General features: G+C 73.8%; 24 protein-coding genes. 14 read left to right on the forward strand and 10 right to left on the reverse strand.

Annotation, left to right across the window (positions count from 1 at the left end; all coding sequences use genetic code 11):
- Positions 1–9: 9 nt before the first annotated feature.
- Together ACF08B_RS17265 and ACF08B_RS17270 are read right to left on the reverse strand one after the other, a co-directional pair.
- On the reverse strand, positions 10–423 hold the full coding sequence (locus tag ACF08B_RS17265) for a VOC family protein (protein WP_392318091.1): 414 nt from the start codon (positions 421–423) through the stop codon (positions 10–12).
- Between the two features lie 69 nt (positions 424–492).
- Positions 493–1,383: a neutral zinc metallopeptidase gene (locus ACF08B_RS17270; RefSeq protein WP_392318092.1), complete on the reverse strand. Its 891-nt coding sequence runs from the start codon at positions 1,381–1,383 to the stop codon at positions 493–495.
- Positions 1,384–1,741: 358 nt separating this feature from the next.
- On the opposite strand from ACF08B_RS17270, the gene abc-f reads away from it, so the two are divergent.
- The 3 genes from abc-f to ACF08B_RS17285 all read left to right on the forward strand — a co-directional run bounded on the left by abc-f (position 1,742) and on the right by ACF08B_RS17285 (position 4,847).
- Positions 1,742–3,340, forward strand: a complete 1,599-nt coding sequence (abc-f, locus tag ACF08B_RS17275) for a ribosomal protection-like ABC-F family protein (RefSeq protein ID WP_392318093.1) — start codon at positions 1,742–1,744, stop codon at positions 3,338–3,340.
- Positions 3,341–3,675: 335 nt separating this feature from the next.
- Positions 3,676–3,897: a helix-turn-helix domain-containing protein gene (locus ACF08B_RS17280; protein ID WP_010355597.1), complete on the forward strand. Its 222-nt coding sequence runs from the start codon at positions 3,676–3,678 to the stop codon at positions 3,895–3,897.
- 146 nt (positions 3,898–4,043) lie between these two features.
- The gene (locus ACF08B_RS17285; protein WP_093478740.1) at positions 4,044–4,847 is read left to right on the forward strand and encodes an enoyl-CoA hydratase/isomerase family protein; all 804 of its coding nucleotides are present in this window, start codon (positions 4,044–4,046) and stop codon (positions 4,845–4,847) included.
- A gap of 160 nt (positions 4,848–5,007) precedes the next feature.
- Here the strand turns inward: ACF08B_RS17285 and ACF08B_RS17290 are convergent, their stop codons facing one another.
- Positions 5,008–5,733 (reverse strand): nucleopolyhedrovirus P10 family protein, encoded by a 726-nt coding sequence (locus ACF08B_RS17290; RefSeq protein ID WP_392318094.1) that lies wholly within the window; start codon positions 5,731–5,733, stop codon positions 5,008–5,010.
- An 85-nt stretch (positions 5,734–5,818) separates the two neighbouring features.
- Between ACF08B_RS17290 and ACF08B_RS17295 the strand changes: the two genes are divergently transcribed.
- Genes ACF08B_RS17295 through amaP form a run of 5 tightly spaced genes read left to right on the forward strand, consistent with a single transcriptional unit; the run spans position 5,819 to position 8,111 of the window.
- Positions 5,819–6,292, forward strand: coding sequence for an Asp23/Gls24 family envelope stress response protein (locus ACF08B_RS17295; RefSeq protein ID WP_392318095.1), 474 nt, complete (start codon positions 5,819–5,821; stop codon positions 6,290–6,292).
- A gap of 47 nt (positions 6,293–6,339) precedes the next feature.
- Positions 6,340–6,534 (forward strand): hypothetical protein, encoded by a 195-nt coding sequence (locus tag ACF08B_RS17300; protein ID WP_073892346.1) that lies wholly within the window; start codon positions 6,340–6,342, stop codon positions 6,532–6,534.
- 4 nt (positions 6,535–6,538) lie between these two features.
- Positions 6,539–6,913 (forward strand): hypothetical protein, encoded by a 375-nt coding sequence (locus ACF08B_RS17305; RefSeq protein ID WP_392318096.1) that lies wholly within the window; start codon positions 6,539–6,541, stop codon positions 6,911–6,913.
- Positions 6,910–7,524: a DUF6286 domain-containing protein gene (locus ACF08B_RS17310; protein WP_392318097.1), complete on the forward strand. Its 615-nt coding sequence runs from the start codon at positions 6,910–6,912 to the stop codon at positions 7,522–7,524. The genes ACF08B_RS17305 and ACF08B_RS17310 overlap by 4 nt, the downstream gene beginning before the upstream one ends.
- On the forward strand, positions 7,521–8,111 hold the full coding sequence (amaP, locus tag ACF08B_RS17315; RefSeq protein WP_392318098.1) for an alkaline shock response membrane anchor protein AmaP: 591 nt from the start codon (positions 7,521–7,523) through the stop codon (positions 8,109–8,111). Before ACF08B_RS17310 ends, amaP begins: the two co-directional genes overlap by 4 nt.
- Before the next feature lie 9 nt (positions 8,112–8,120).
- On the opposite strand, the gene ACF08B_RS17320 is transcribed toward amaP, so the two are convergent.
- The 6 genes from ACF08B_RS17320 to ACF08B_RS17345 form a co-directional block, all read right to left on the reverse strand.
- Complete coding sequence (locus ACF08B_RS17320) at positions 8,121–8,876, reverse strand: SDR family oxidoreductase (RefSeq protein ID WP_093478749.1); 756 nt, start codon at positions 8,874–8,876, stop codon at positions 8,121–8,123.
- A gap of 5 nt (positions 8,877–8,881) precedes the next feature.
- Positions 8,882–10,666, reverse strand: coding sequence for a glycoside hydrolase family 15 protein (locus ACF08B_RS17325; RefSeq protein WP_392318099.1), 1,785 nt, complete (start codon positions 10,664–10,666; stop codon positions 8,882–8,884).
- Between the two features lie 96 nt (positions 10,667–10,762).
- The gene (locus tag ACF08B_RS17330; RefSeq protein WP_392318100.1) at positions 10,763–11,560 is read right to left on the reverse strand and encodes an SURF1 family protein; all 798 of its coding nucleotides are present in this window, start codon (positions 11,558–11,560) and stop codon (positions 10,763–10,765) included.
- 49 nt (positions 11,561–11,609) lie between these two features.
- A complete protein-coding gene (locus ACF08B_RS17335) occupies positions 11,610–11,843 on the reverse strand; it encodes a hypothetical protein (protein WP_093478753.1) in 234 nt (77 codons plus the stop codon).
- 121 nt (positions 11,844–11,964) lie between these two features.
- Positions 11,965–12,948, reverse strand: coding sequence for a DEDDh family exonuclease (locus ACF08B_RS17340; protein WP_392318101.1), 984 nt, complete (start codon positions 12,946–12,948; stop codon positions 11,965–11,967).
- Between the two features lie 123 nt (positions 12,949–13,071).
- Positions 13,072–13,716 carry a TetR/AcrR family transcriptional regulator gene (locus tag ACF08B_RS17345; protein ID WP_392318102.1) on the reverse strand — a complete coding sequence of 215 codons (645 nt, stop codon included), beginning with the start codon at positions 13,714–13,716 and terminating at the stop codon, positions 13,072–13,074.
- Positions 13,717–13,831: 115 nt separating this feature from the next.
- Here ACF08B_RS17345 and ACF08B_RS17350 point away from each other — a divergent pair, with 115 nt between their 5' ends.
- From ACF08B_RS17350 to ACF08B_RS17375, 6 genes are all read left to right on the forward strand, one after another.
- A complete protein-coding gene (locus ACF08B_RS17350) occupies positions 13,832–14,635 on the forward strand; it encodes an acetoacetate decarboxylase family protein (RefSeq protein ID WP_392318103.1) in 804 nt (267 codons plus the stop codon).
- Positions 14,635–15,519 (forward strand): SDR family NAD(P)-dependent oxidoreductase, encoded by an 885-nt coding sequence (locus ACF08B_RS17355; protein ID WP_392318104.1) that lies wholly within the window; start codon positions 14,635–14,637, stop codon positions 15,517–15,519. The genes ACF08B_RS17350 and ACF08B_RS17355 overlap by 1 nt, the downstream gene beginning before the upstream one ends.
- 13 nt (positions 15,520–15,532) lie before the next feature.
- Entirely contained in the window at positions 15,533–16,828 is a 1,296-nt protein-coding gene (locus tag ACF08B_RS17360; protein ID WP_392318105.1) for an amidohydrolase family protein, read from the forward strand.
- Positions 16,825–18,054 (forward strand): amidohydrolase family protein, encoded by a 1,230-nt coding sequence (locus ACF08B_RS17365; protein ID WP_392318106.1) that lies wholly within the window; start codon positions 16,825–16,827, stop codon positions 18,052–18,054. Before ACF08B_RS17360 ends, ACF08B_RS17365 begins: the two co-directional genes overlap by 4 nt.
- Positions 18,055–18,158: 104 nt before the next feature.
- The gene (locus ACF08B_RS17370) at positions 18,159–18,869 is read left to right on the forward strand and encodes a VIT family protein (RefSeq protein ID WP_392318107.1); all 711 of its coding nucleotides are present in this window, start codon (positions 18,159–18,161) and stop codon (positions 18,867–18,869) included.
- 165 nt (positions 18,870–19,034) lie between these two features.
- Positions 19,035–20,084, forward strand: coding sequence for a zinc-dependent alcohol dehydrogenase family protein (locus tag ACF08B_RS17375; protein WP_093695922.1), 1,050 nt, complete (start codon positions 19,035–19,037; stop codon positions 20,082–20,084).
- 4 nt (positions 20,085–20,088) lie between these two features.
- On the opposite strand, the gene ACF08B_RS17380 is transcribed toward ACF08B_RS17375, so the two are convergent.
- Entirely contained in the window at positions 20,089–21,093 is a 1,005-nt protein-coding gene (locus tag ACF08B_RS17380) for a CopD family protein (RefSeq protein ID WP_392318108.1), read from the reverse strand.
- Between the last annotated feature and the right edge of the window lie 90 nt (positions 21,094–21,183).

Genomic DNA, 21,183 nt, shown 5'->3' on the forward strand with positions numbered 1-21,183 from the left:
GGGGGCCGCTCAGGCGCCGATCTCCGGCGCGTACGTCCCGAAGCTCCACAGATTGCCCTCGGCGTCCCGGGCCATGTAGTCCCGCGAGCCGTAGTCCTGGTCCGTCGGGGGCATCACGATCTCCACCCCGTGCTCCACGGCCCGCTGGTGGTGGGCGTCCACGTCGTCCACCACGACGTACACCCCGGCGGGTCCCGCGTCCTTCATCGCCGTGTCGAAGAGGCCGCCTCGGCCCCTGGAGCCGATCATCACCGCGCCGCTGCCCTGGACCAGCTCGGCGTGCATCACCTTGCCGTCCTCCGTCTCGTACACCGAGAGCTCGGTGAAACCGAGGGCCTCCGTCAGCTGCCTGATCGCCGCCCTCGCGTCCGCGTACAGCAGCGTGGGGTAGATGCTCGGCCGTCCAGTGCCCGTGCCCGCCATGCCGATCACTCCTTCGTGCGTCGGTTCCGTGGCCTGCCGCCCAGTCTCGCAGCCGGCACTGACAACGCGTCAGCGGAACGTGTCGCACTGCCGCATGTCGCCCGTCCGGTACCCCTGCGTGAACCACTGCTGCCGCTGTTTCGCCGACCCGTGCGTCCAGGTCTCCGGGGTCACCCGGCCCTGGAAGCGCTCCTGGATACGGTCGTCGCCGACGGCCGCCGCCGCGTCCAGGCCGTCGCGGACGTCGGCGGCCGTCAGGCTGGTGATCAGCGGACGGCCCGTCGACTCGTCCGGGGTGGTCGTCGCGTGCCGTGCCCACACGCCCGCGTAGCAGTCCGCCTGGAGCTCGGTGCGCACCGAGTTGCTGTTCGCCCCGGTCAGCCCGTCCTGGGACCGGCCGAGGACACCCAGCAGGTCCTGCACGTGGTGGCCGTACTCGTGGGCCACCACGTACGCCTGTGCGAAGGGGCCACCGGTGGAGCCGAACCTCGTCCGCAGGTCGTCGAAGAAGCCCAGGTCCAGGTAGACCTTGCGGTCGCCCGGACAGTAGAAGGGCCCGACCGCCGAGGTCGCCGCCCCGCACGCGGTGCCGACCCGGCCGCTGAAGAGCACCGTCGGCGAGCCGGTGTACGCCCCCCGGCGCCGCTGGAACTCCTGCGTCCAGTAGTCCTGCACGCTGTTGACGACCGCCACGATCCGGCAGTCGTCCCTCGTGTTGGCGTCCCGCCCGGTACGGCAGGTCTGCTGCACCTGCTGGAGCGAGGAGGCCGCCGGCTGCGGGGTGTCACCGCCGGAGGACAGCCCCAGCTCGTCCGGGCCCACACCGAAGAACAGTCCGATCAGCAGGGCGATCAGCCCGGCGATGCCGCCGCCGACCGTCGCGCGGCCGCCGGGGATCCGGCTGCCGCGCACGTCCTGCACTTCGGAGGTGTCCAGATTGGCGTCGTCGTCGAACTGCACGCGTCACCGCCCTACGTCCCGGTCCCGAGCCTGTGCTCCCCACAGCCGCGAGTCCTGGTACCCGCCGCCCCGCACCGGACACCGGCCGTCACCCGCGACCACCCACCACCAGCATCCGGCCCCGCCCCCCACCCCGCATCCCCCACCTCCCTCCGACCCCTGTGCCGCGCCCCCGTACCAGGTCGGAGCGCCGCAGCGGCGGGGGACGATCCAGCGTGGCGAGCCGAACACCTGGACGTAGAAAAACCGCTTGCCCGGCCCCGTTAGACTGTCGTCATGGCCATTCTCCTCGCGCATTAGACGGCGGGAACGTCCTCAGCCGCCCACCTGCCAATCCTGTACGCCCTGGAGTCTGTCCGTGATCTCCGCCTCCGGTATCGAGCTGCGCGCCGGTGCGCGCGTCCTCATCGAGAACGCCACCTTCCGTGTCGCCAAGGGCGACCGCATCGGCCTCGTCGGCCGCAACGGCGCAGGCAAGACCACCCTCACCAAGGTCCTCGCCGGCCAGGGCATCCCCGCCGCCGGCACCGTCACCCGCTCCGGCGAGGTCGGCTACCTCCCGCAGGACCCCCGCACCGGCGACCTCGACATCCTCGCCCGCGACCGCGTCCTGTCCGCCCGCGGGCTCGACGTCCTGATCCGCAAGATGCGCGAGAACGAGGAGCGCATCGCCAACGGCAAGGGCGGCACCCGCGACAAGGCGATGAAGCAGTACGAGCGCCAGGAGACCGAGTTCCTCACCAAGGGCGGGTACGCCGCCGAGGCCGAGGCCGCCACCATCGCCGCCGCGCTCAACCTGCCCGACCGCGTGCTCGGCCAGCCGCTGCACACCCTCTCCGGCGGTCAGCGGCGCCGTATCGAGCTGGCCCGCATCCTCTTCTCGGACGCCGACACCCTGCTCCTGGACGAGCCGACCAACCACCTCGACGCGGACTCGATCATCTGGCTGCGCGACTACCTGAAGACCTACCGCGGCGGCTTCATCGTGATCTCCCACGACGTCGACCTGGTCGAGACGGTCGTGAACAAGGTGTTCTACCTGGACGCCAACCGTTCCCAGATCGACGTCTACAACATGGGCTGGAAGCTCTACCAGCAGCAGCGCGAGGCCGACGAGAAGCGCCGCAAGCGCGAGCGCGCCAACGCCGAGAAGAAGGCCGCCGCCCTGCACTCGCAGGCCGACAAGATGCGCGCCAAGGCCACCAAGACGGTCGCCGCGCAGAACATGGCCCGCCGCGCCGACAAGCTGCTCTCCGGGCTGGAGGCGGTCCGCCAGTCCGACAAGGTCGCCAAGCTGCGCTTCCCGGAGCCCGCGCCCTGCGGCAAGACCCCGCTGACGGCCGAGGAACTGTCGAAGTCGTACGGCTCCCTGGAGATCTTCACCGACGTCGACCTCGCCATCGACAAGGGCTCCCGGGTCGTCATCCTCGGTCTCAACGGCGCGGGCAAGACCACCCTGCTGCGCCTGCTCGCGGGCGTCGAGAAGCCGGACACCGGCCAGGTCGTCCCCGGGCACGGGCTCAAGCTCGGCTACTACGCGCAGGAGCACGAGACGCTGGACCCCGACCGCACGGTCCTGGAGAACATGCGCTCGGCCGCACCCGACATGGACCTGGTCGAGGTCCGCAAGGTGCTGGGCTCGTTCCTGTTCTCCGGGGACGACGTCGACAAGCCCGCCGGTGTGCTCTCCGGCGGCGAGAAGACCCGGCTCGCGCTCGCGACCCTGGTCGTCTCCTCGGCGAACGTGCTCCTCCTCGACGAGCCGACCAACAACCTCGACCCGGCGAGCCGCGAGGAGATCCTCGGCGCCCTGCGCACCTACAAGGGCGCGGTCGTCCTCGTCACCCACGACGAGGGCGCCGTCGAGGCGCTCCAGCCGGAGCGGATCATCCTGCTGCCGGACGGCGTCGAGGACCTGTGGGGTTCCGACTACGCGGACCTCGTCGCCCTGGCGTGATCGAAGGGATGATCCACTGCGTATGGATCATTCGGCCGATCGGTGATCCATCATCTGTGTGAGATCTCCTCGTACCGAGGTGTGTCATACACGGATTTTCCGGCCGATCCCTTGGTGGCCAAGGGATCGGCCGCTTCGCGTCCCTGACCTGGTACTTCGCGGAACCACCCGTTCGGCCCCGCCGACGCGATCCGTTGGAATGGTCCATTCCGCTTGTGGGGACGCGCTCCCGTCGTCACGGCGATGTCTCACGGACCTTGCCGAATGGGTGGCCATCGGGCCCGGGAGGGGTGATCATGAGGAGACCAGAGCGCACTTCCCATGAGGAGGCACGGGTGGCCGAGACTCTGAAGAAGGGCAGCCGGGTGACCGGCGCCGCGCGCGACAAGCTCGCGGCAGACCTGAAGAAGAAGTACGACTCCGGTGCGAGCATCCGGGCGCTGGCCGAGGAGACCGGCCGCTCGTATGGCTTCGTGCACCGGATGCTCAGCGAGTCGGGCGTCACGCTGCGTGGGCGTGGCGGAGCGACCCGGGGCAAGAAGGCCGCGACGTCCTGACTCCGGGCGGCCCATCGGCCTCGATGGTGGCCACCCGGTCGGCCGGCTGATCGACCGGGTGGTTACTGTGCAGTCACTTAAGCGTGCCCCCGCACGCGAGCGTGCCCACGGCACGTGCTGCTGACCGCACCCATCGGAGGCGCCCCATGGCTTCGCCCGACCAGGACCTCGCTCCTGTACTCGACAAGGACGGCGTACGGCTCACCGTCGACGACGCGCTCGCGACGGTGACGCTGACCAACGCGGCCAAGCGCAACGCGCAGAGCCCCGCTCTGTGGCGGGCGCTCGCCGAGGCCGGTCGGCTGCTGCCGGGCTCCGTCCGGGTCGTCGTGCTGCGTGGCGAGGGCAAGTCCTTCTCCGCCGGGCTGGACCGTCAGATGTTCACCCCGGAGGGGATTCCGGGCGAGCCGACCTTCATCGATCTCGCGCGCCGTGACGACGCCGGGCTCGACGCGACCATCGCCGAGTTCCAGGAGGCGTTCACCTGGTGGCGGCGCAACGACCTCGTGTCCGTCGCCGCTGTCCAGGGGCACGCCATCGGGGCGGGCTTCCAGCTCGCGCTGGCCTGCGACCTCCGCGTGGTGGCCGACGACGTGCAGTTCGCCATGCGCGAGACCAGCCTCGGTCTCGTGCCCGACCTGACCGGCACGCATCCGCTGGTCGGTCTCGTCGGGTACGCCCGCGCGCTGGAGATCTGCGCGACCGGGCGGTCCGTCGGTGCCGAGGAGGCGGTGGCCGCCGGGCTGGCCAACCTCGCCGTGCCCGCGGACGAACTCGACGCCGCGGCGCGCGACTTGGCGGCGGCGCTGCTGGCCGCACCGCGCGACGCCGTCGTGGAGACGAAGGCGCTGCTGCGGGGCGCCGTGGACCGCACGTACGACGAGCAGCGTGCGGCGGAGCGGGCTGCCCAGGCACGGCGGCTGAGGGACCTCGCCGGCGTGGGGGAGTGACCCCCGCGCACGGCTGACGAGCACCCCCTCCCCCGAGGGGGCCCGTCCACGGCCGCCGACGCACGTGCGACGACCGGCGCGCGGGCGAGCTGCCGAGCGCCGTGCCGGCGTCCGATCCACGCGCCCGGCTGAGCGCCCCGTAGTCTTCGCCGACCGGGGTTCAGTCCACGGCCGTCACCAGGACCGCCACCGTGGGCCGGCCCTCCAGCGCCTCCCGTACGGCCGCGCGGACCTGCCGGGCCACGTCCACGGTCCGGCGGTCCGCGGCCACCGCCAGCTCCACCCGGACATGCGGGTGCGGCAGCGCGGCCGCACCGGCACGCTCCTCCACATGGACCGCCCGGCCGAGCCCGCCCAGCGCCCCCGTCAGGCCCGTCACCCCGGGCACGGCCAGCGCGGCGGCGGCCACCCGGGCCTCGTCCGGGTCGGTGACCTCACGGGCGGGCGCCGGACGCGGCGCGCGTACCGTCGTGCCGCTCTCCCCGTCTGCCTCCAGCAGGTCCGTCACCCGCAGATCCACCTCCGTCACCGCGAGACCGAGCCGCTCGTGCGCGGCCGCGGCCAGTGCCAGCCGCAGCCGGGCGGCCACCGCCGGCAGCGGTTCGGCGGCCGACGCCGCGAAATCCGCCGTCACCCGCAGCGCACCGGGCGCCAGCGCCCCCGGCGGAGGGGGCACGACGGGCTCCGGCGCCCCTTCGGGCCCAGCCGGCGCGATCCGCAGCGCGCCCAGCCGCACCCCGGGCACCTCGACCGCCACCACCCGCGCCAGCACCGCCCCGGCCGCGCCCTCCGCGAGCCACGCACCGTCGCGCGGGCCGCCGAGCGGCAGCAGTCTGCCGAGTCCCACCTGCTGCCGCACCGCCTGTGTCCACCGGTCCGCCGTCATTCCTCCAGCCTGCCCCATCCCGGGGCACAACCGGCGAACCTTGCATACGGTGGTCGAAGGACGACGACCGGAGGGACGTACGGCGATGACCGACATGACGACGAGCCCAGAGGACGGCCAGGAGCCGCAGGTGTCGACCCGCAAGGCCGTTCGGCGCGGCGGCGGCGATCCCGCGGCGCGCGGACGGACCACCATCGCCGACGGCGTCGTGGAGAAGATCGCCGGGCTGGCCGCCCGGGACGTCCTCGGCGTCCACACCATGGGCAGTGGACTCGCCCGCACCTTCGGTGCCGTGCGCGACCGGGTGCCCGGCGGGGCCAAGTCCGTGACCCGGGGCGTGAAGGCCGAGGTCGGCGAGGTGCAGACCGCGCTGGACCTGGAGATCGTCGTGGACTACGGCGTCTCGATCACCGATGTCGCGCGCGCCGTGCGGGAGAACGTGATCGCCGCGGTGGAACGCATGACCGGACTCGAAGTGGTCGAGGTCAACATCGCGGTCAGCGACGTCAAGCTGCCCGATGAAGAGGAGGAGGAGCCCGAACCGCCCCGGATCCAGTGAGAGTCACGCGTCCGGCACCGCACACCCCTTGAGTCGAGGAGCGCTGCATGAGCATGGCCGTGGCCGGCATGATCGCCGGGATGGCGCTGGGATTCGCCGGCTATTTCGGGGGGTTCGGCGCCTTTCTGCTGGTGGCGGCCCTCGGTGCCGTCGGCTTCGTCGTGGGCCGGTTCGCCGAGGGCGACCTGGAACCGGGCGAGTTCTTCCGTATCCGCGGCGACCGGCGCGACCGGCGGCGGTGACCCGGTGAGCGCCGAGAGCGGCACGCTGCGACCCCCGTCGCCCCCCGTGCCGCCGGGCGAGCGCGGCGCCACCCGGATCGCCGACCGGGTGGTGGCGAAGATCGCCGCACAGGCCGCCCGCGAGGCGCTGCCGCCCCCGCCCGGGGAGGCGGCGGCCCCGCACGCCACCGTCGTCGTGCGGCACGGAACCGCCCGCGTCCGCGTCCACCTCGCGCTCGGCTACCCGTGCGACATCGGCGCCCGCTGCGCCGCCGTCCGCCGCCGGGTCACCGAACGGGTGGGCGGGCTGGCGGACCTGGAGGTGGCGGAGGTCGCCGTGCAGATCGAACGGCTGCACCTCCCCGCGGCCCCGGGCGCGGTCGGCGGGAGGGCGCGATGAGCGGGCCAGGGGCCACCCCGGCCCTCGGCGGGGGCACCGCCGTCGAGGAGCCCGCGGCCACGCCCGTGAGCAGCCGGCGCTTCTGGGCCCCGCGCCGGGTCCCCGCCGTCGTCGTCGCGCTGCTGCTGGCGGCGGCGTGCGCACTCCTCCTCTACGACGTCGTCGCCGTCCGCGCCGGACACCCGGCGATGCGCTGGCGCCGCGCGCTGGCCCACCAGCTGGCCGAACGGCAACTGGACGACATCTGGGTGCTGGTGGGCGCGGGCGTCGCCGCCGCCCTGGGCCTGTGGCTGATCGTCCTGGCCGTCACCCCCGGACTGCGCGACCTGCTGCCCATGTGGCGCCCGCGCCCCGACGTCCGCGCCGCGCTCCGGCGCGACGCGGCGGCGCTCCTGCTGCGCGACCGGGCCCTGGAGGTGTCCGGGGTGCGCGCGGCCCGGGTACGGATGCGCCGCCGGAAGGCCGACGTACGGGCCGTCGTCCACTTCCGTGAACTGGACGACGTACGCACCGATCTGGAGGCCTCGCTCACCGACACGATCCGGGGCCTCGGCCTGGCCCGGCCGCCCGCGCTGTCGGTGCGCGTGGCCCGGCCCGGACGGAAGGGATGAGGACGATGCGCATCGGTCGCGTCCACCGGGTGCTGCTCGCGCTCGTGGGCCTGCTGCTCCTCGCGGGCGGCGGTTCGGTCCTGGCCGTCGGCCTGGGCGTACGGCCGCCCTTCCGGTGGCTCCACACCGGCCCGCACGACGTCCTGCTCAGCACGGCCGAGCGCACCCACTGGCGGGGCACCGGCTGGTGGTGGCCGGTGGTCATCGCCGCCCTGGCCGTCCTGCTGCTGCTCGCCCTGTGGTGGCTGCTGGCGGCGCTGCGCCGGCGCCGGCCGGCCGAGATCCCGGTCGACACCGGGGACGGCGAGGGCGCGGTACTCCTCGGCGGCGCCCTGGAGTCGGCGCTCACCCGGGACGCGGCCCGGCAGGAGGGGGTGGCCCGGGCCCGGATCCTCCTGCGGGGCCGTCGGGGCGCCCCGACGGCCAGGGCCTGGCTGCAACTGGAACCGGACGTGGATCCGGCGCCGGCCCTGGCCGACTTCACCCGTCAGGCCCTGGCGCACGCACGCGAGTCGGCGGGCCTCGCGTCGCTCCCCGCCGAGGTACGGCTGGGGGCGGTCGGGCACCGCGCGGAGCGGGTCACCTGAGGACCGCCCTCAGAACCCGTGCCGCATGCCCCCGTCCACCGGCAGCATGATCCCGGTCAGGTAGGAGGCCGCAGGCGACAGCAGGAACGCCGCCGCCTTCCCGAACTCCTCCGGAGTCCCGTACCTGCGCAGCGGGATCCGGGACTCGTTCGCGGCCCGGGTCGCCTCCGGGTCGGCCGACAGTCCGTCCAGCTCGCGCACGCGATCGGTGTCGATGCGCGCCGGCAGCAGTCCCACCACCCGGATGCCGCGCGGCCCCAGTTCGTCCGCCAGGGACTTGGCGAACCCGGCGAGCCCGGGGCGCAGCCCGTTGGAGATGGTCAGCGCCGGGATCGGCTCGTGCACCGACCCCGAGAGCACGAACCCGATGACCCCGCCCTCCTCGAGCTCGGCCGCCGCCGCGCGGGCCAGCCGGACCGCACCGAGGAACACCGACTCGAACGCGTTCCGCCACTGTTCGTCGGTGTTGTCGGCGAGGAACCCGGGCGGCGGGCCGCCCACGCTCACCAGTACCCCGTGGAAGCCGCCGAAGTGCTCGCGGGCGGCCGCGATCAGCCGCTCGGGAGCCTGCTCGTCGGCGTTGTCCACGGCCACACCGACCGCGTTCGGGCCCAGTTCGGCGGCGGCGTCGGCGACCCGCTTCTCGTCGCGGCCGGTGATCACCACCTTCGCCCCGTCGGCGACGAGCTCCCGCGCGGCGGCGTTGCCCAGCCCGCGGGTCGCTCCGGTGACGACGTACACCCGGTCCTTCAGTCCAAGATCCATGGCCCCTATCCTGCCTCCTCGTCCCCGAACAGCGTGAGGGCGGTGTTCACCAGGCCGACGTGACTGAAGGCCTGGGGGAAGTTGCCGAGCTGACGGCGGTGCACGGGGTCGTACTCCTCGGCGAGCAGACCCACGTCGTTGCACAGGCCCACCAGCCGCTCGAACAGCTCCCGGGCCTCCTCGGTCCTGCCGGTCATGTGCAGTGCGTCGGCCAGCCAGAACGAGCAGACGAGGAAGGCGCCCTCGCCGCTCGGCAGGCCGTCGACGACGGAGTCCTCGGTGTCGTAGCGGCGCAGGAAGCCGTGGTGGCCCAGGTCGTCCCGGACGGCGTCGACCGTGCCCACGACCCGCGGGTCGTCGGGCGGCAGGAATCCGACGCGCGGGAGAAGCAGCAGCGCGGCGTCGAGTTCGCGGGAGCCGTAGGTCTGGGTGAAGGTGTTGCGCTCGCGGTCGAAGCCCTTCTCGCACACCTCCCGGTGCACCTCGTCGCGCAGCCGGCGCCAGCCCTCCAGGTCGCCCTCCAGCTCGTCGTACCGCTCCAGGGTCCGCACGGCCCGGTCGGCGGCCACCCACACCATGATCTTGGAGTGCACGAACTGCTGTCTGCCGCCGCGCACCTCCCACAGGCCCTCGTCCGGCTGCCGCCACGCCGACTCGAGAAACTGCATCAGGGAGCGCTGTATGGCCCACATGTGCGGCCGGGTCGGCAGCCCCGCGGCACGGGCGAGGAACAGCGAGTCCATCACCTCGCCGTATACGTCGAGCTGGAGCTGGTCGACGGCGCCGTTGCCGGTCCGTACCGGTGTGGACCCGGCGAAGCCCGGGAGCCACGGCAGTTCGGTCTCCGGCAGCCGGCGCTCGCCCGCGACGCCGTACATGATCTGGAGGTCGGCCGGATCGCCCGCGACCGCGCGCAGCAGCCAGTTGCGCCAGGCCTCGGCCTCCTGGCGGTAGCCGGCGGCGAGCAGCGCGCCCAGGGTGAGCGTGGAGTCGCGCAGCCAGCAGTACCGGTAGTCCCAGTTGCGCACGCCACCGGGTTTCTCGGGCAGGGAGGTGGTCGCCGCGGCGAGGATCCCGCCGGTCGGGGCGTAGGTGAGGGCCTTCAGGGTGAGCAGGGAGCGGACGACGGCGTCCCGGTGCGGGCCGTCGTAGTCGCACTGCCGGGCCCATCGCCGCCAGTCGGCGACGCTGCTCTCCATGGCCTCGTACGGGTCGATGAGCGGGGGGCGGGGCTCGTGCGAGGGGTGCCAGGTGAGCACGAACGCGACCCGTTCGCCCTCGGCGACGGTGAACTCGGAGTGGGTGCCGTAGTCCTCGCCCCAGGTGTGGACGTCCGGCTCGGCGCGCAGCCACACCGAGTCGGGGCCCGCGACGGCCACCCGGTGGCCGTCCGAGCGGCGCACCCACGGCGTGATGGAGCCGTGGTCGAAGCGCAGGCGCAGCGTGCTGCGGACGGTGACGCGGCCGCTGACCCCTTCCACGATGCGGACGACGTCGGGGGCGTGCTCGCGTTGCGGCATCAGGTCGGTGACGCGGACCGTGCCGTCCCCGGTCTCCCACTCGGTGTCGAGCACCAGGGTGTCGGAGCGGTAGGCGCGGCGGGTGCAGGTGTCCGCGCCCTTCGGTGCGATCCGCCAGTGGCCGTGGTCCTCGTCGCCCAGCAGTCTGGCGAAGCAGGAACCGGAGTCGAAACGGGGCAGGCAGAGCCAGTCGATCGAGCCGTCCTTGCCGACCAGGGCCGCCGTCTGTTCGTCGCCGATGAGGGCGTAGTCCTCGATGCGCGGTGTCACGCGTTCCGGCTTCCCGGCCTGCCGGGGGGCCAATCAGGTGGTGCGCCGGGGGAGTGATCCGGGCCCGGGGAGCGTGTGCGCCGTCCGCGGGGCCGGTCAGACCGTGGCCGGTTCGCTCTCCTCGGGCTGCTCCTCGGCGGCGGCCTCCTCGCGGTCGCGGATCTCGCGCCGGACCAGGAACCACCAGCCGACCGGTACGGCGGCGGCGAACAGCCACCACTGGATCATGTACGCGTAGTTCAGCGGGGCGTCCTCGCTGCCCGGGTCGGAGATCTGCTCCGGGGACCCGTCCCTGGCCGCGGGTGCCGTCTGCTCCACGTAGCCGCCGAGCACGTCGGCGCCGAGCCGCCGAGCTTCTTCCGCGCTGTTGATCAGCATGATCTGCCGGTCGGGGAGACCCGTGACGTTCTTGATCCCGCTCGCCGCGGTCGTCTCGTCGGCCTTCAGCCGCCCGGTGACGGTGGTCCGGCCGGCCGGCGGGGCGGGGATCTTCGGGAAGTCGGTCTGCGCGCCGTTCGCGGGGATCCAGCCGCGGTTGACGAGGAGCACCTTGCCGTCCGTGAGCACGAACGGGGTGAGGACGTGGAAGCCGACCTCGCCGTCGGCGTTGGTCCGGCGCCGGACCACGACCTCCCGGCCGGTGTCGAAGGTGCCGGTCGCGGTGACCGTGCGGTACTTCTCGGTGCGGGTGATCGAGTGCCCGGGGGAGGTCAGCCGCTCGACCGGAACCGGGTCGGCGTGCAGCGCGGTGGAGACCAGGTCGTTGCGGGCGGTGCGCTCCTGGTACCGGTGCTCCTGCCAGAAGCCCAGTCTGATCATCGTCGGGATCAGCGCGATCGCCACGAGAGTGAGGATCACCCACTGGAGGGAGAACAGGAAGCGGTAGCGGTGCACCCCACGACGGTACCTCCGGGCCGTGGGGTGCAATCGGGCGGGTACCGGGTCACACCCGGTCCACCACGCCCGCCTTTCCTTCCGCGCGGGCGCAGTGGGCGCCGCAGTACCAGTGGCCCTCCACCTCGACGCCCTGCCCGATGATCTGCACCCGGCAGTGCTCGCAGAGGGGGGCCATGCGGTGGATCGCACAGGAGAAGCAGTCGAACACGTGCACAGCGCCCTGTGCGTGGACCTCGAAGGTCATTCCGTAGTCATTGCCGCAAACTTCGCATGTCGCCATGCGCCACAGGGTGAGCCGTCGCCGACCCGCGGGCGAGCGGCCGCCGGGTGAGTCGTACGCCAATCACCCATTCGTACGATCACCTGCCGGCCCGGTCGGCCGTGTCCGCGCCCGTGCGCGGTCAGCCGTCGGCCGGCTCCACGTCCCGCAGGAGCTGGCCGAAGGCCGCCTCGTCCACGATCGGCGTGCCGAACTGCCGCGCCTTGACCGTCTTCGACGTGCCCGAGTCCGGGTCGTTGGTCACCAGCAGACTCGTCAGGCGCGAGATGCTGGAGGCCACGTGCAGACCGCACTCGGTCGCCCGGTCCTCCAGCAGCTCCCGCTCCGTGGAGGTGTCGCCGGAGAACGCCACCCGCATGCCCTGTCTGAGGCGTTTGCCGTCCTCGTACCGGCCGGGGTTGGGGTAGGGGCAGGCGGGCCGCTTCCGCGAAGGCCGCCAACCGCCCGCCCGGTGGCCGCCGTAGCCGCCGGACGCCTGGCGGGGCACGGGCCGGTCCGACCACTCCGTCAGCGGCCGGCACTCCAGCAGCGGCAGCCGTACGTCGCCCGCCGCCGCGGCCAGCAGGCTGGGCCGGAACGCCTCCGCCAGCACGCGCGCGTCGTCCAGTGCGTGGTGCGCCCGCTGCTGCACGACCCCGAAGTGCGCCGCGAGCGACTCCAGTTTGAAGTTGGGCAGCGGCAGGCCCAGCTCCTTCGACAGCGCGATGGTGCACAGCCGCTGCCGCACCGGGGCCTCCCGGCGCGCACGCGCGTACTCCCGGGCGATCATCTGCCAGTCGAAGACGGCGTTGTGCGCCACGAGCACCCGGCCGTTCAGCCGGGCGGCGAACTCCTCGGCGACGTCCGTGAACAGGGGTGCCCCTTCGAGCACGTCGCTCGTCAGGCCGTGTATCCACACGGGTCCCGGATCGCGCTCCGGGTTGACCAGCGTGTACCAGTGGTCCTCGACCTCGCCGCGCGCGTCCAGCCGGTAGACGGCCGCCGAGATGATCCGGTCGTCCCGGGCCAGGCCGGTGGTCTCCACGTCAACGACCGCGTATCCCTGGGGATACGCGGCCGGCCACCGGGTGGGGGAGGACACTGCGGTCGCACGGTCTTCGAGCATGGTCATTGAGGATACGGGCCACGACCGACAGCGCCGTCCCTCAGGTGCCGCCCGGGGCTCCGGGATCCGTCCGCGCGATCGGCCGCCGTACGCGCGTGCGTGCCCGCGGCCGCCCGCGCGCCGTCACACCGCGCCGGTTTCGTCCCGCGTCAGCAGGGCCCGCACCAGCGCCTCCACGGCCGTCGCGAACAGCCGCTCCGTGTCCACCGGGCCCGCCAGCGCGCGGGCCAGCGCCGGATCGTCACCGGCGGCCCCCGCACCCCACAGCTCCTCCTCGCCGGGGTGCTGCGCCGGGGCCCGCTCGCGGTTGCGCTCGACCAGCACGTGCCCCACGACCTGGAACTGCACGGCCCGGACGAACTCCGCGGCCCGTGCCCCGCGCAGCCCGGCCGCGTGCGCCTCGCGCACCAGCGCCTGCTGCGCGGGCAGGAACATCCGCTCGGTCAGGCCCCGTTCGTGCACCAGGGCGACCAGGTGCGGGTGCTCGCGCAGCCGGCGGCGCAGGGTGTGCGCGACCGACACGACGCGCTCGCCGGGGCCGGCGCCGGACGGGTGGATCTCCCCGAGGCCGGCCATGGTCCGCTCCACGAGCGCGTCCAGCAGGGCCTCCCGCCCGCCGACGTGCCAGTAGATGGACGTCACCGCGGTGCCCAGCTCGGCGGCGAGCCCGCGCATGGTGAGGGCCTCCGGGCCGTGCCGCCGCACCAGCCCGGCGGCGGCGTCCAGCACCGCGTCCCGGGTCAGCGCGCCCCTCGTCCCGCTCGCCATGCGCCCCGACTCCCCTCCGCGGTACCGACTTCGCCCCGCACGTCTTTACCCCGCACGGAGTCTGCTGTAACTGTGTTACAGGTGACGGTCCGTCAGAAGAAGGGCGGTACGGCGTATGGCACGCGTACGGTACGGCGCACGGACCGAGGAGGAGATCGCCGCCGCGCGCACCGCGGGCGGCCGGCTCCCCGAGATCTGGTCCACGGGCGTGGTGGCCGTCTGGGAGACCGACCCGGACGCCGTGGCCGCGGTCCTGCCGCCACCCCTGAAAACCACCGGCAGCCCCCTCGTCAGGGCGACCATCAGCACCGTCGACCTGCCCGGACAGCCGCTCCCGCTCGGCGCGGGCTCCCTCGCGGTCGCCGCCGCCCACGGCCCGGTCGAGGGCTGGTACCCACTGGTCATGCCGATGACGCAGGAGCGGGCCCTCACCGGCGGGCGCGAGGTCTTCGGGGAACCCAAGAAGCTCGGCGAGGTGACCCTGGAGCGCGACGGAACCGCCGTCACCGCGGCGCTGGCCCGGCACGGCGTCGCCTTCGTGGCGGTGCGCGGCACGGTCACCGGTGAGCTGCCCCTGCCGGAGCCCGCGCGCAGGACCGACTTCTACTTCAAGTTCCTCCCCGCGGTGAACGGTTCCGGCTTCGACACCGACCCCGCCCTGGTGCACTGCCTGCGCCGGGAGAGAACGCGCCGGCTGGAGCGGGTCGACGGGGAGGTCGTCCTGCGGGAGTCGCCGTACGACCCCGTGGCCGATCTGCCGGTGCTTCGCCTGCGGGAGATCACCCTCGGCGAGAAGACCACCGATCAGAGCGGACGGGTCGTCGAACGGGTCGACCCCGACGCCCTGCTGCCCTACGTCCACCAGCGGTACGACGACCCGCTGCAGATCCTCGACGCGCCGGCCGGCGGGAGTCGCTGATGGACCTCGAAGCGGGACAGGTCGCCGTCGTCACCGGTGCGGCGAGCGGGATCGGACTCGCCCTGGCCCGGCGGTTCGCGGCCGAGGGCCTGAAAGTGGTCCTCGCCGACGTCGAGCCGGCCGCCCTCGACAAGGCCGCGGCCGAACTCCGCGACCGGGGCGCCGACGTGCACGCGCGCGTGGTCGACGTCGGGGTGCGCGAACAGGTCGTGGAACTGGCCGACTCGGCGTACGAGGCGTACGGCGCCGTGCACGTGCTGTGCAACAACGCCGGTGTCGGCTCCGGCGCCGAGGGCCGGATGTGGGAGCACGAGCCGAACGACTGGCGCTGGGCCTTCGCCGTCAACGTGTGGGGCGTCTTCCACGGCGTCCAGGCGTTCGTGCCCCGGATGATCGCGTCCGGGGCGCCCGGTCACGTGGTCAACACGTCCTCCGGAGACGGCGGGATCGCCCCGCTCCCGACCGCCTCCGTCTACGCCGTCACCAAGGCCGCCGTCGTCACCCTCACCGAGTCCCTGTACGCCCACCTCCGCGCCGAGCACGCGCGCGTGAGCGCGTCGGTGCTCTTCCCCGGGCCGCACATGCTGCGCACGGGCCTGTGGGAGTCGCACCGCAACCGGCCCGGACGGTACGCCAAGGAACGCCCGCGCAGGACGCCGTACCGCAGCCTCGGCCAGTGGGAGGCGGCCATGCGTGCGGCGGGCCGGGACGTCCGCTTCACCCCCGTCGAGGACGTCGCCGGACTCGTCGTCGCCGGCATCCGGGAGGACCGCTTCTGGATGCTGCCGCCGAGCGAGCACAGCGACGCGCAGATCCTCGCGCGGGCCCGCTCGATGCTGGACCGCGCCAACCCGTCGTACCTCGAGAACTTCATTCTGGATTGACCGGGAGGCCGCAGTGACCGACGCCGATTCCGGCCAGGACCCCTACCTGATCATCTCCTCCGACTGCCACGCCGGACTGCCCACCGAGGAGTACCGGCCCTATCTGGAGTCCCGCTTCCACCGGGACTTCGACGAGTTCCTGGCCGGACGCGACCGCCGCCGGGAGGAGATGACCCGGCTCGGCGTCCGCAACGAGGAGTTCGCCGACCGCTGGTTCCACGACAACGAGGAGGGCCTGCGCGGCGGCTGGGACTCCGTCCAGCGCCTGAAGGAGCTGGACGGCGACGGGGTGGCCGCCGAGGTCGTCTTCCCGGACGCCGACGCCGTGGACAGCCGGACCGCCGCACCCTTCGGCGTGGGCCTCGGCCTCTCCGGCGACCAGGACCCCGAACTCGGCATGGCCGGCGCCCGGGCGCACAACCGCTGGCTCGCCGACTTCGTCTCCGCGCACCCCGAACGGCACTGCGGGGTCGCCCTGCTGCCGGTCACCGCCCCCGTGGACCGGGTCGTCGCCGAGATCCACCGCGCCAGGGAGTCCGGTCTCGGCGCCCTGATGATCCCGTCCATGTGGGAGGGCAGGGAGCCGTACCACGACCGCCGCTACGATCCGGTGTGGGCGGCCGCCGCCGAGTGCCGGATGCCCGTGCTCACCCACTCCGGAGCCGCTCCCCGCCACGAGTACGGCGACCATCTCGGCATCTACGTCTCCGAGGTCACCTGGTGGCCCGCCCGCCCGCTGTGGTTCCTGCTCTGGTCCGGTGCCCTCGAACGCCACCCGGGGCTGCGCTTCGGCGTCGCCGAGTCCGGCTGCTGGTGGCTGCCGAACCTGCTGTGGTTCATGGACCGCCTCTACCTCGGCGCCCACGGCGGCAAGAAACTCTCCCCGTTCGAGGAACTGAGGCGCCCGCCGCACGAGTACCTGGACCGGCAGGTGTTCGTCTGCGCCACCAACACCAAACGGCGCGAACTGGCCCAGCGGTACGAGATCGGCGTCGACAACATCCTCTGGGGCAGCGACTTCCCGCACCCCGAGGGCACCTGGCCCGACACTCGCGCATGGCTGCGCCGCACCTTCCACGACATCCCGGTCGCCGAGACCCGCCGCATGCTGGGCCTCGCCGCGGCCGACGTCTTCGGCTTCGACACCGACCGGCTGACGGCCTTGGCCCGCCGCATCGGGCCGACCCCCGCCGACCTCGGCCAGCCGGCCGACCAGACGGCCGTGGAGGCGTCCTGGGCCCGCTCGCGCGAGACCGGCCGGCACTGGCTGACCGGCGAGGACTTCCCGGCACTGGGGGTGACCCGATGACCGACGACCGCTACACCGTGATCTCCGCCGACTGCCACGCCGGCGCGGACCTGCTGGACTACAGGCCCTATCTGGAGAAGCGGTACCACGACGACTTCGACGTCTGGGCCGCCACCTACGTCAACCCCCACGAGGACCTGCTCGCCGACTCCGCCGACCGCAACTGGAACTCCGAACGGCGCCTCGCGGAACTGGAGGCGGACGGGATCGTCGCGGAGGTGATCTTCCCGAACACCATCCCGCCGTTCTTCCCGTCCGGCTCGCTCATGGCCCCGCCCCCCGGCGCCGAGGACTTCGAGCGGCGCTGGGCGGGCCTGCGCGCCCACAACCGCTGGCTCGCCGACTTCTGCGCGGCCGCGCCGGGCCGCCGCGCGGGCGTCTTCCAGATCCTCCTGGGCGACGTCGGGCAGGCCGTGGAGGAGGTGCGGTGGGCCGCCGCCGCCGGCCTCAAGGGCGGTCTGATGCTGCCCGGCACGCCGCCCGGCTCGGGCCTGCCGGAGCTGTACTCGCGCGCGTACGACCCCCTGTGGGCCGCATGCGCGGAACTCGGCGTCCCGGTCAACCACCACGCCGGCTCGGCCTCGCCGCCGCTCGGCGAGGAACCGGCCGCCCGCGCGGTCTTCATGGTGGAGACGACCTGGTTCTCCCACCGCGCCCTGTGGCACCTGGTCTTCGGCGGCGCCTTCCGCCGTCACCCGGCGCTGAGGCTGGTCCTGACCGAGCAGGGCTCGGGCTGGATCCCCGGCGTGCTCGGCATGCTCGACTACTACCACGGGCGGCTGGTCGCGGCCGCGTCCGGGGCCGACACCGCGGAGTCGAAGTTCGGCGCCGGACTGGCCGTGGGCATGGGCGCGCCGCCCTCCGAGGTGTGGCGGGACAACTGCTTCGTCGGCGCCAGCTTCATCCGCCCCCACGAGGTGACGCTGCGCGAGCGCATCGGCGTCGACAAGATCATGTGGGGCAGCGACTACCCGCACGACGAGGGCACCTTCCCCTACACCAGGGAAGCGCTGCGCTTCGCCTGCGCGGGCGTCCCGCGCGCGGAGCTCGCGGCCATGCTCGGCGGCAACGCGGCCCGCGTCTACGGCTTCGACCTCGCCCTCCTGGATGCCGTCGCCGCGAAGGTGGGCCCCACGGTGACGGAACTCGCCGAGCCCCTCCGGACCCCGCCGCCCGACGCGACGAGCCCGGTGTTCGCCCGGGGGGCGTCCCTGCGGGTGTGGTGAGACCGGGGCACCACGGCACCCGGCACCCGGCACCCGGCACCGCACCGGAGGCCGGGGAGCGTCGGTGCGGTGCCGGTGTCCTCCGGGGTGCGATCCTCCCTGCTGTGACGGAACCCACGCACGACGAGACCCACGGCGGTGCGCTCGGCTCCCGGCTGAACTGGCTGCGGGCCGCCGTGCTGGGCGCGAACGACGGCATCGTCTCCACCGCGGGACTGGTCGTCGGCGTGGCCGGCGCGACCGAGAACCGGGCCGCCCTGCTCACCGCCGGTCTGGCAGGCCTGCTCGCCGGGTCGATGTCCATGGCGGCCGGCGAGTACGTCTCCGTCTCCACCCAGCGCGACTCCGAACTGGCCGCGCTGGCCGTGGAGAGACGGGAACTGCGCGAGCAGCCGGAGGCCGAACTGCGGGAGCTGACCGACCTGCTGGCGGCGCGCGGCCTGTCCCGCGAGGTCGCCCGCGAGGCCGCCGTACAGCTCACCGAACGGGACGCGCTGCGGGCCCACGCGCGCGTGGAGCTCGGCATCGACCCGGACGAGCTGACCAACCCCTGGCACGCGGCCTGGGCGAGCTTCCTGTCGTTCACCGTCGGCGCGCTGCTGCCCCTGCTGGCCATCGTCCTGCCCCCGGCCGGCTGGCGGCTCGCCGTCACGGTCCTCTCCGTCCTGGCCGCGCTCGTCCTCACCGGCTGGAGCAGCGCCCGCCTCGGCGCCGCGGACCCGAGGCGGGCGATCGTGCGCAACGCGGTGGGCGGGGCACTGGCGATGGCGGTCACCTACGCGGCGGGAAGCCTGCTGGGCGCGGCGGGCGTCTGAGCCGGCAGGGCACGGCGGCCGGAGCACGGCCCCTCGGCGCCCGGCCCGCCGGCGCCCTCGCCGCGCGGGCCGCGACGGCCGCGGCGTACCGTGAAGTGCGCGCTCGACCACCCCCTGAGCGCGCCGTACGTCTCCGCACACCCCTGCACGAGAAGGACCCCCGCCATGCGCGCCACCACCATCCACGCCCCGTTCGACATGCGCGTGGAGGACGTCCCCGAACCCATGGTGCAGCTGCCCACCGACGCCGTGGTCCGGGTGCTGCGCGCCTGCATCTGCGGCAGCGACCTGTGGGCGTACCGCGGCGAGGCCGCCCGGCAGCCGGGGCAGCGCATCGGGCACGAGTTCCTCGGCATCGTCGAGGAGACCGGCTCCGAGGTGGCCACCGTGCGCCGCGGCGACCTGGTGGTCGCGCCCTTCATGTGGTCCGACGGCGTCTGCGACTACTGCCGCGAGGGTCTGACGACGTCCTGCGAGCACGGCGGCTTCTGGGGCTCCGTGGGCTACGACGGCGGCCAGGGCGAGGCCGTGCGCGTGCCGTTCGCCGACGGCACCCTCGTCCAGCTGCCCAAGGAGGCGGCCTCCGACGACCGTCTGCTGTCCGCCCTGCTGACCCTCTCCGACGTCCTCGGCACCGGCCACCACGCCGCCCTCGGCGCGGGCGCCCGCCCCGGAGCCACGGTCGCCGTCGTCGGTGACGGCGCCGTCGGCCTGTGCGCGGTGCTGGCCGCCAAGCGACTGGGCGCCGAGCGGATCATCGCGTTGGGCCGGCACGAGGTCCGCACCGACATCGCGCGCCGCTTCGGCGCCACCGACGTGGTCGCCGAGCGCGGCGAGGCGGCCGTCGCGGCCGTCCGCGAGCTCACCCGCGGCCAGGGCGCCCACGCCGTCGTCGAGGCGGTCGGCACCGAGCAGTCCATGCGGACGGCCGTCGACATCACCCGTGACGGCGGCGCCATCGGCTTCGTCGGTGTGCCCCACGGCAGCGGCACCGGCCTGGACCTCGGCGTCATGTTCGACCGGAACATCGCCCTGCGCGGCGGTGTCGCCCCGGTCCGCGCCTACATCCCGGACCTCATGCCCGACGTCCTCGACGGCACCGTCGACCCCTCGCCCGTGTTCGACATGACCGTCGGCATCGAGGGCGTGCCGGACGGCTACAAGGCGATGGACGAGCGCACCGCGCTGAAGGTGCTCGTCACCAACGACCGGTGAACCGCTAGGACCAGCGGATCGGCAGCGGCAGCGCGGTGAGCAGCCCCGAGACCGCGACCACCGCGCCCAGGGCGGCCACCTCGGCCCGCGCGGGCGTGCACGCGGTCAGCGGGTCGGCCGCCCGGCCGAGCCGGATCCGTGCCCACAGGGCGAGCACGGCGACGACGGCGACCAGGACCACCTTGGCCAGCAGGGTGCGTCCGTACGCCGTCGTCGTCAGCTGCCCCAGAACGGTGTCCGGCGGCATCCGGCGCAGCGCACTGCACACGCCGGTCGCCGTGACGAGCGCGAGCAGCACGGCCGCCACGCGCGCGTAGCGGCCGAGCAGCGCCGCCCCGGCCGCGTGGCCGCGCCACAGCCGCAGGGTCCGCAGGGCGTACGGCAGACCGCCGGCCCACAGCGCCGCGCACGTCAGGTGCACCAGCGTCAGACCCGAGCCCGCCAGGGCACCGGACTCGCCGGCCGGGTGCGCGCGCAGCGCCTCGGCGACCACCACCGCGGCCAGTGGCCACACATGGGCGGCCCGGCGCCGCGCGAGCACCACCGCCAGCAGGAAGGCGTTCACCTCCAGCAGGGCCAGCCTGCCGTCCCGGGAGTCGTAGAGTCCGCCGACGTCGATCTGGCCCGGGCTGTGCGGGACCAGGTTGCCGGTGGACACCACCGACGCCAGCGCCAGCGCGGCGAGCAGACCGGCCGTGTTCGCGAACCGGGCCCAGCTGCGCGGCACTTCGGGCGGGGCGCCGGGCAGCCGCCCGGCGAGCCGGTGCACGAACAGCTCGCCCAGGGAGACCGACAGGGCCGCGAACAGCACCGCGCGCAGCAGGGCGATGCCGCCCACCCCGGGAGCGGCGGCCTCCCCGGTGCCGTGCAGCGCCGCCGACGGCTCGAGCAGGGGGACCAGGGCGCCCAGGGTCACCAGGACCAGGAGGGCCGCTGCCCGGCGGGTGCCCTGCCGCCGGGAGGTGCCGTCCGCGCCGGTCGCCCCGCCGGTCGGTCGTATCAAGGTCACCCCATGATCTTCACCAGTCGCCGCAGAGCCGGGCAAGTCCGGGAAAACAACTGACGGTACGGCATTCCACCGATCCGTACGTTTCCGGCC

Source organism: Streptomyces sp. NPDC015139, assembly GCF_043079785.1.
Classification (GTDB): domain Bacteria; phylum Actinomycetota; class Actinomycetes; order Streptomycetales; family Streptomycetaceae; genus Streptomyces; species Streptomyces albidocamelliae.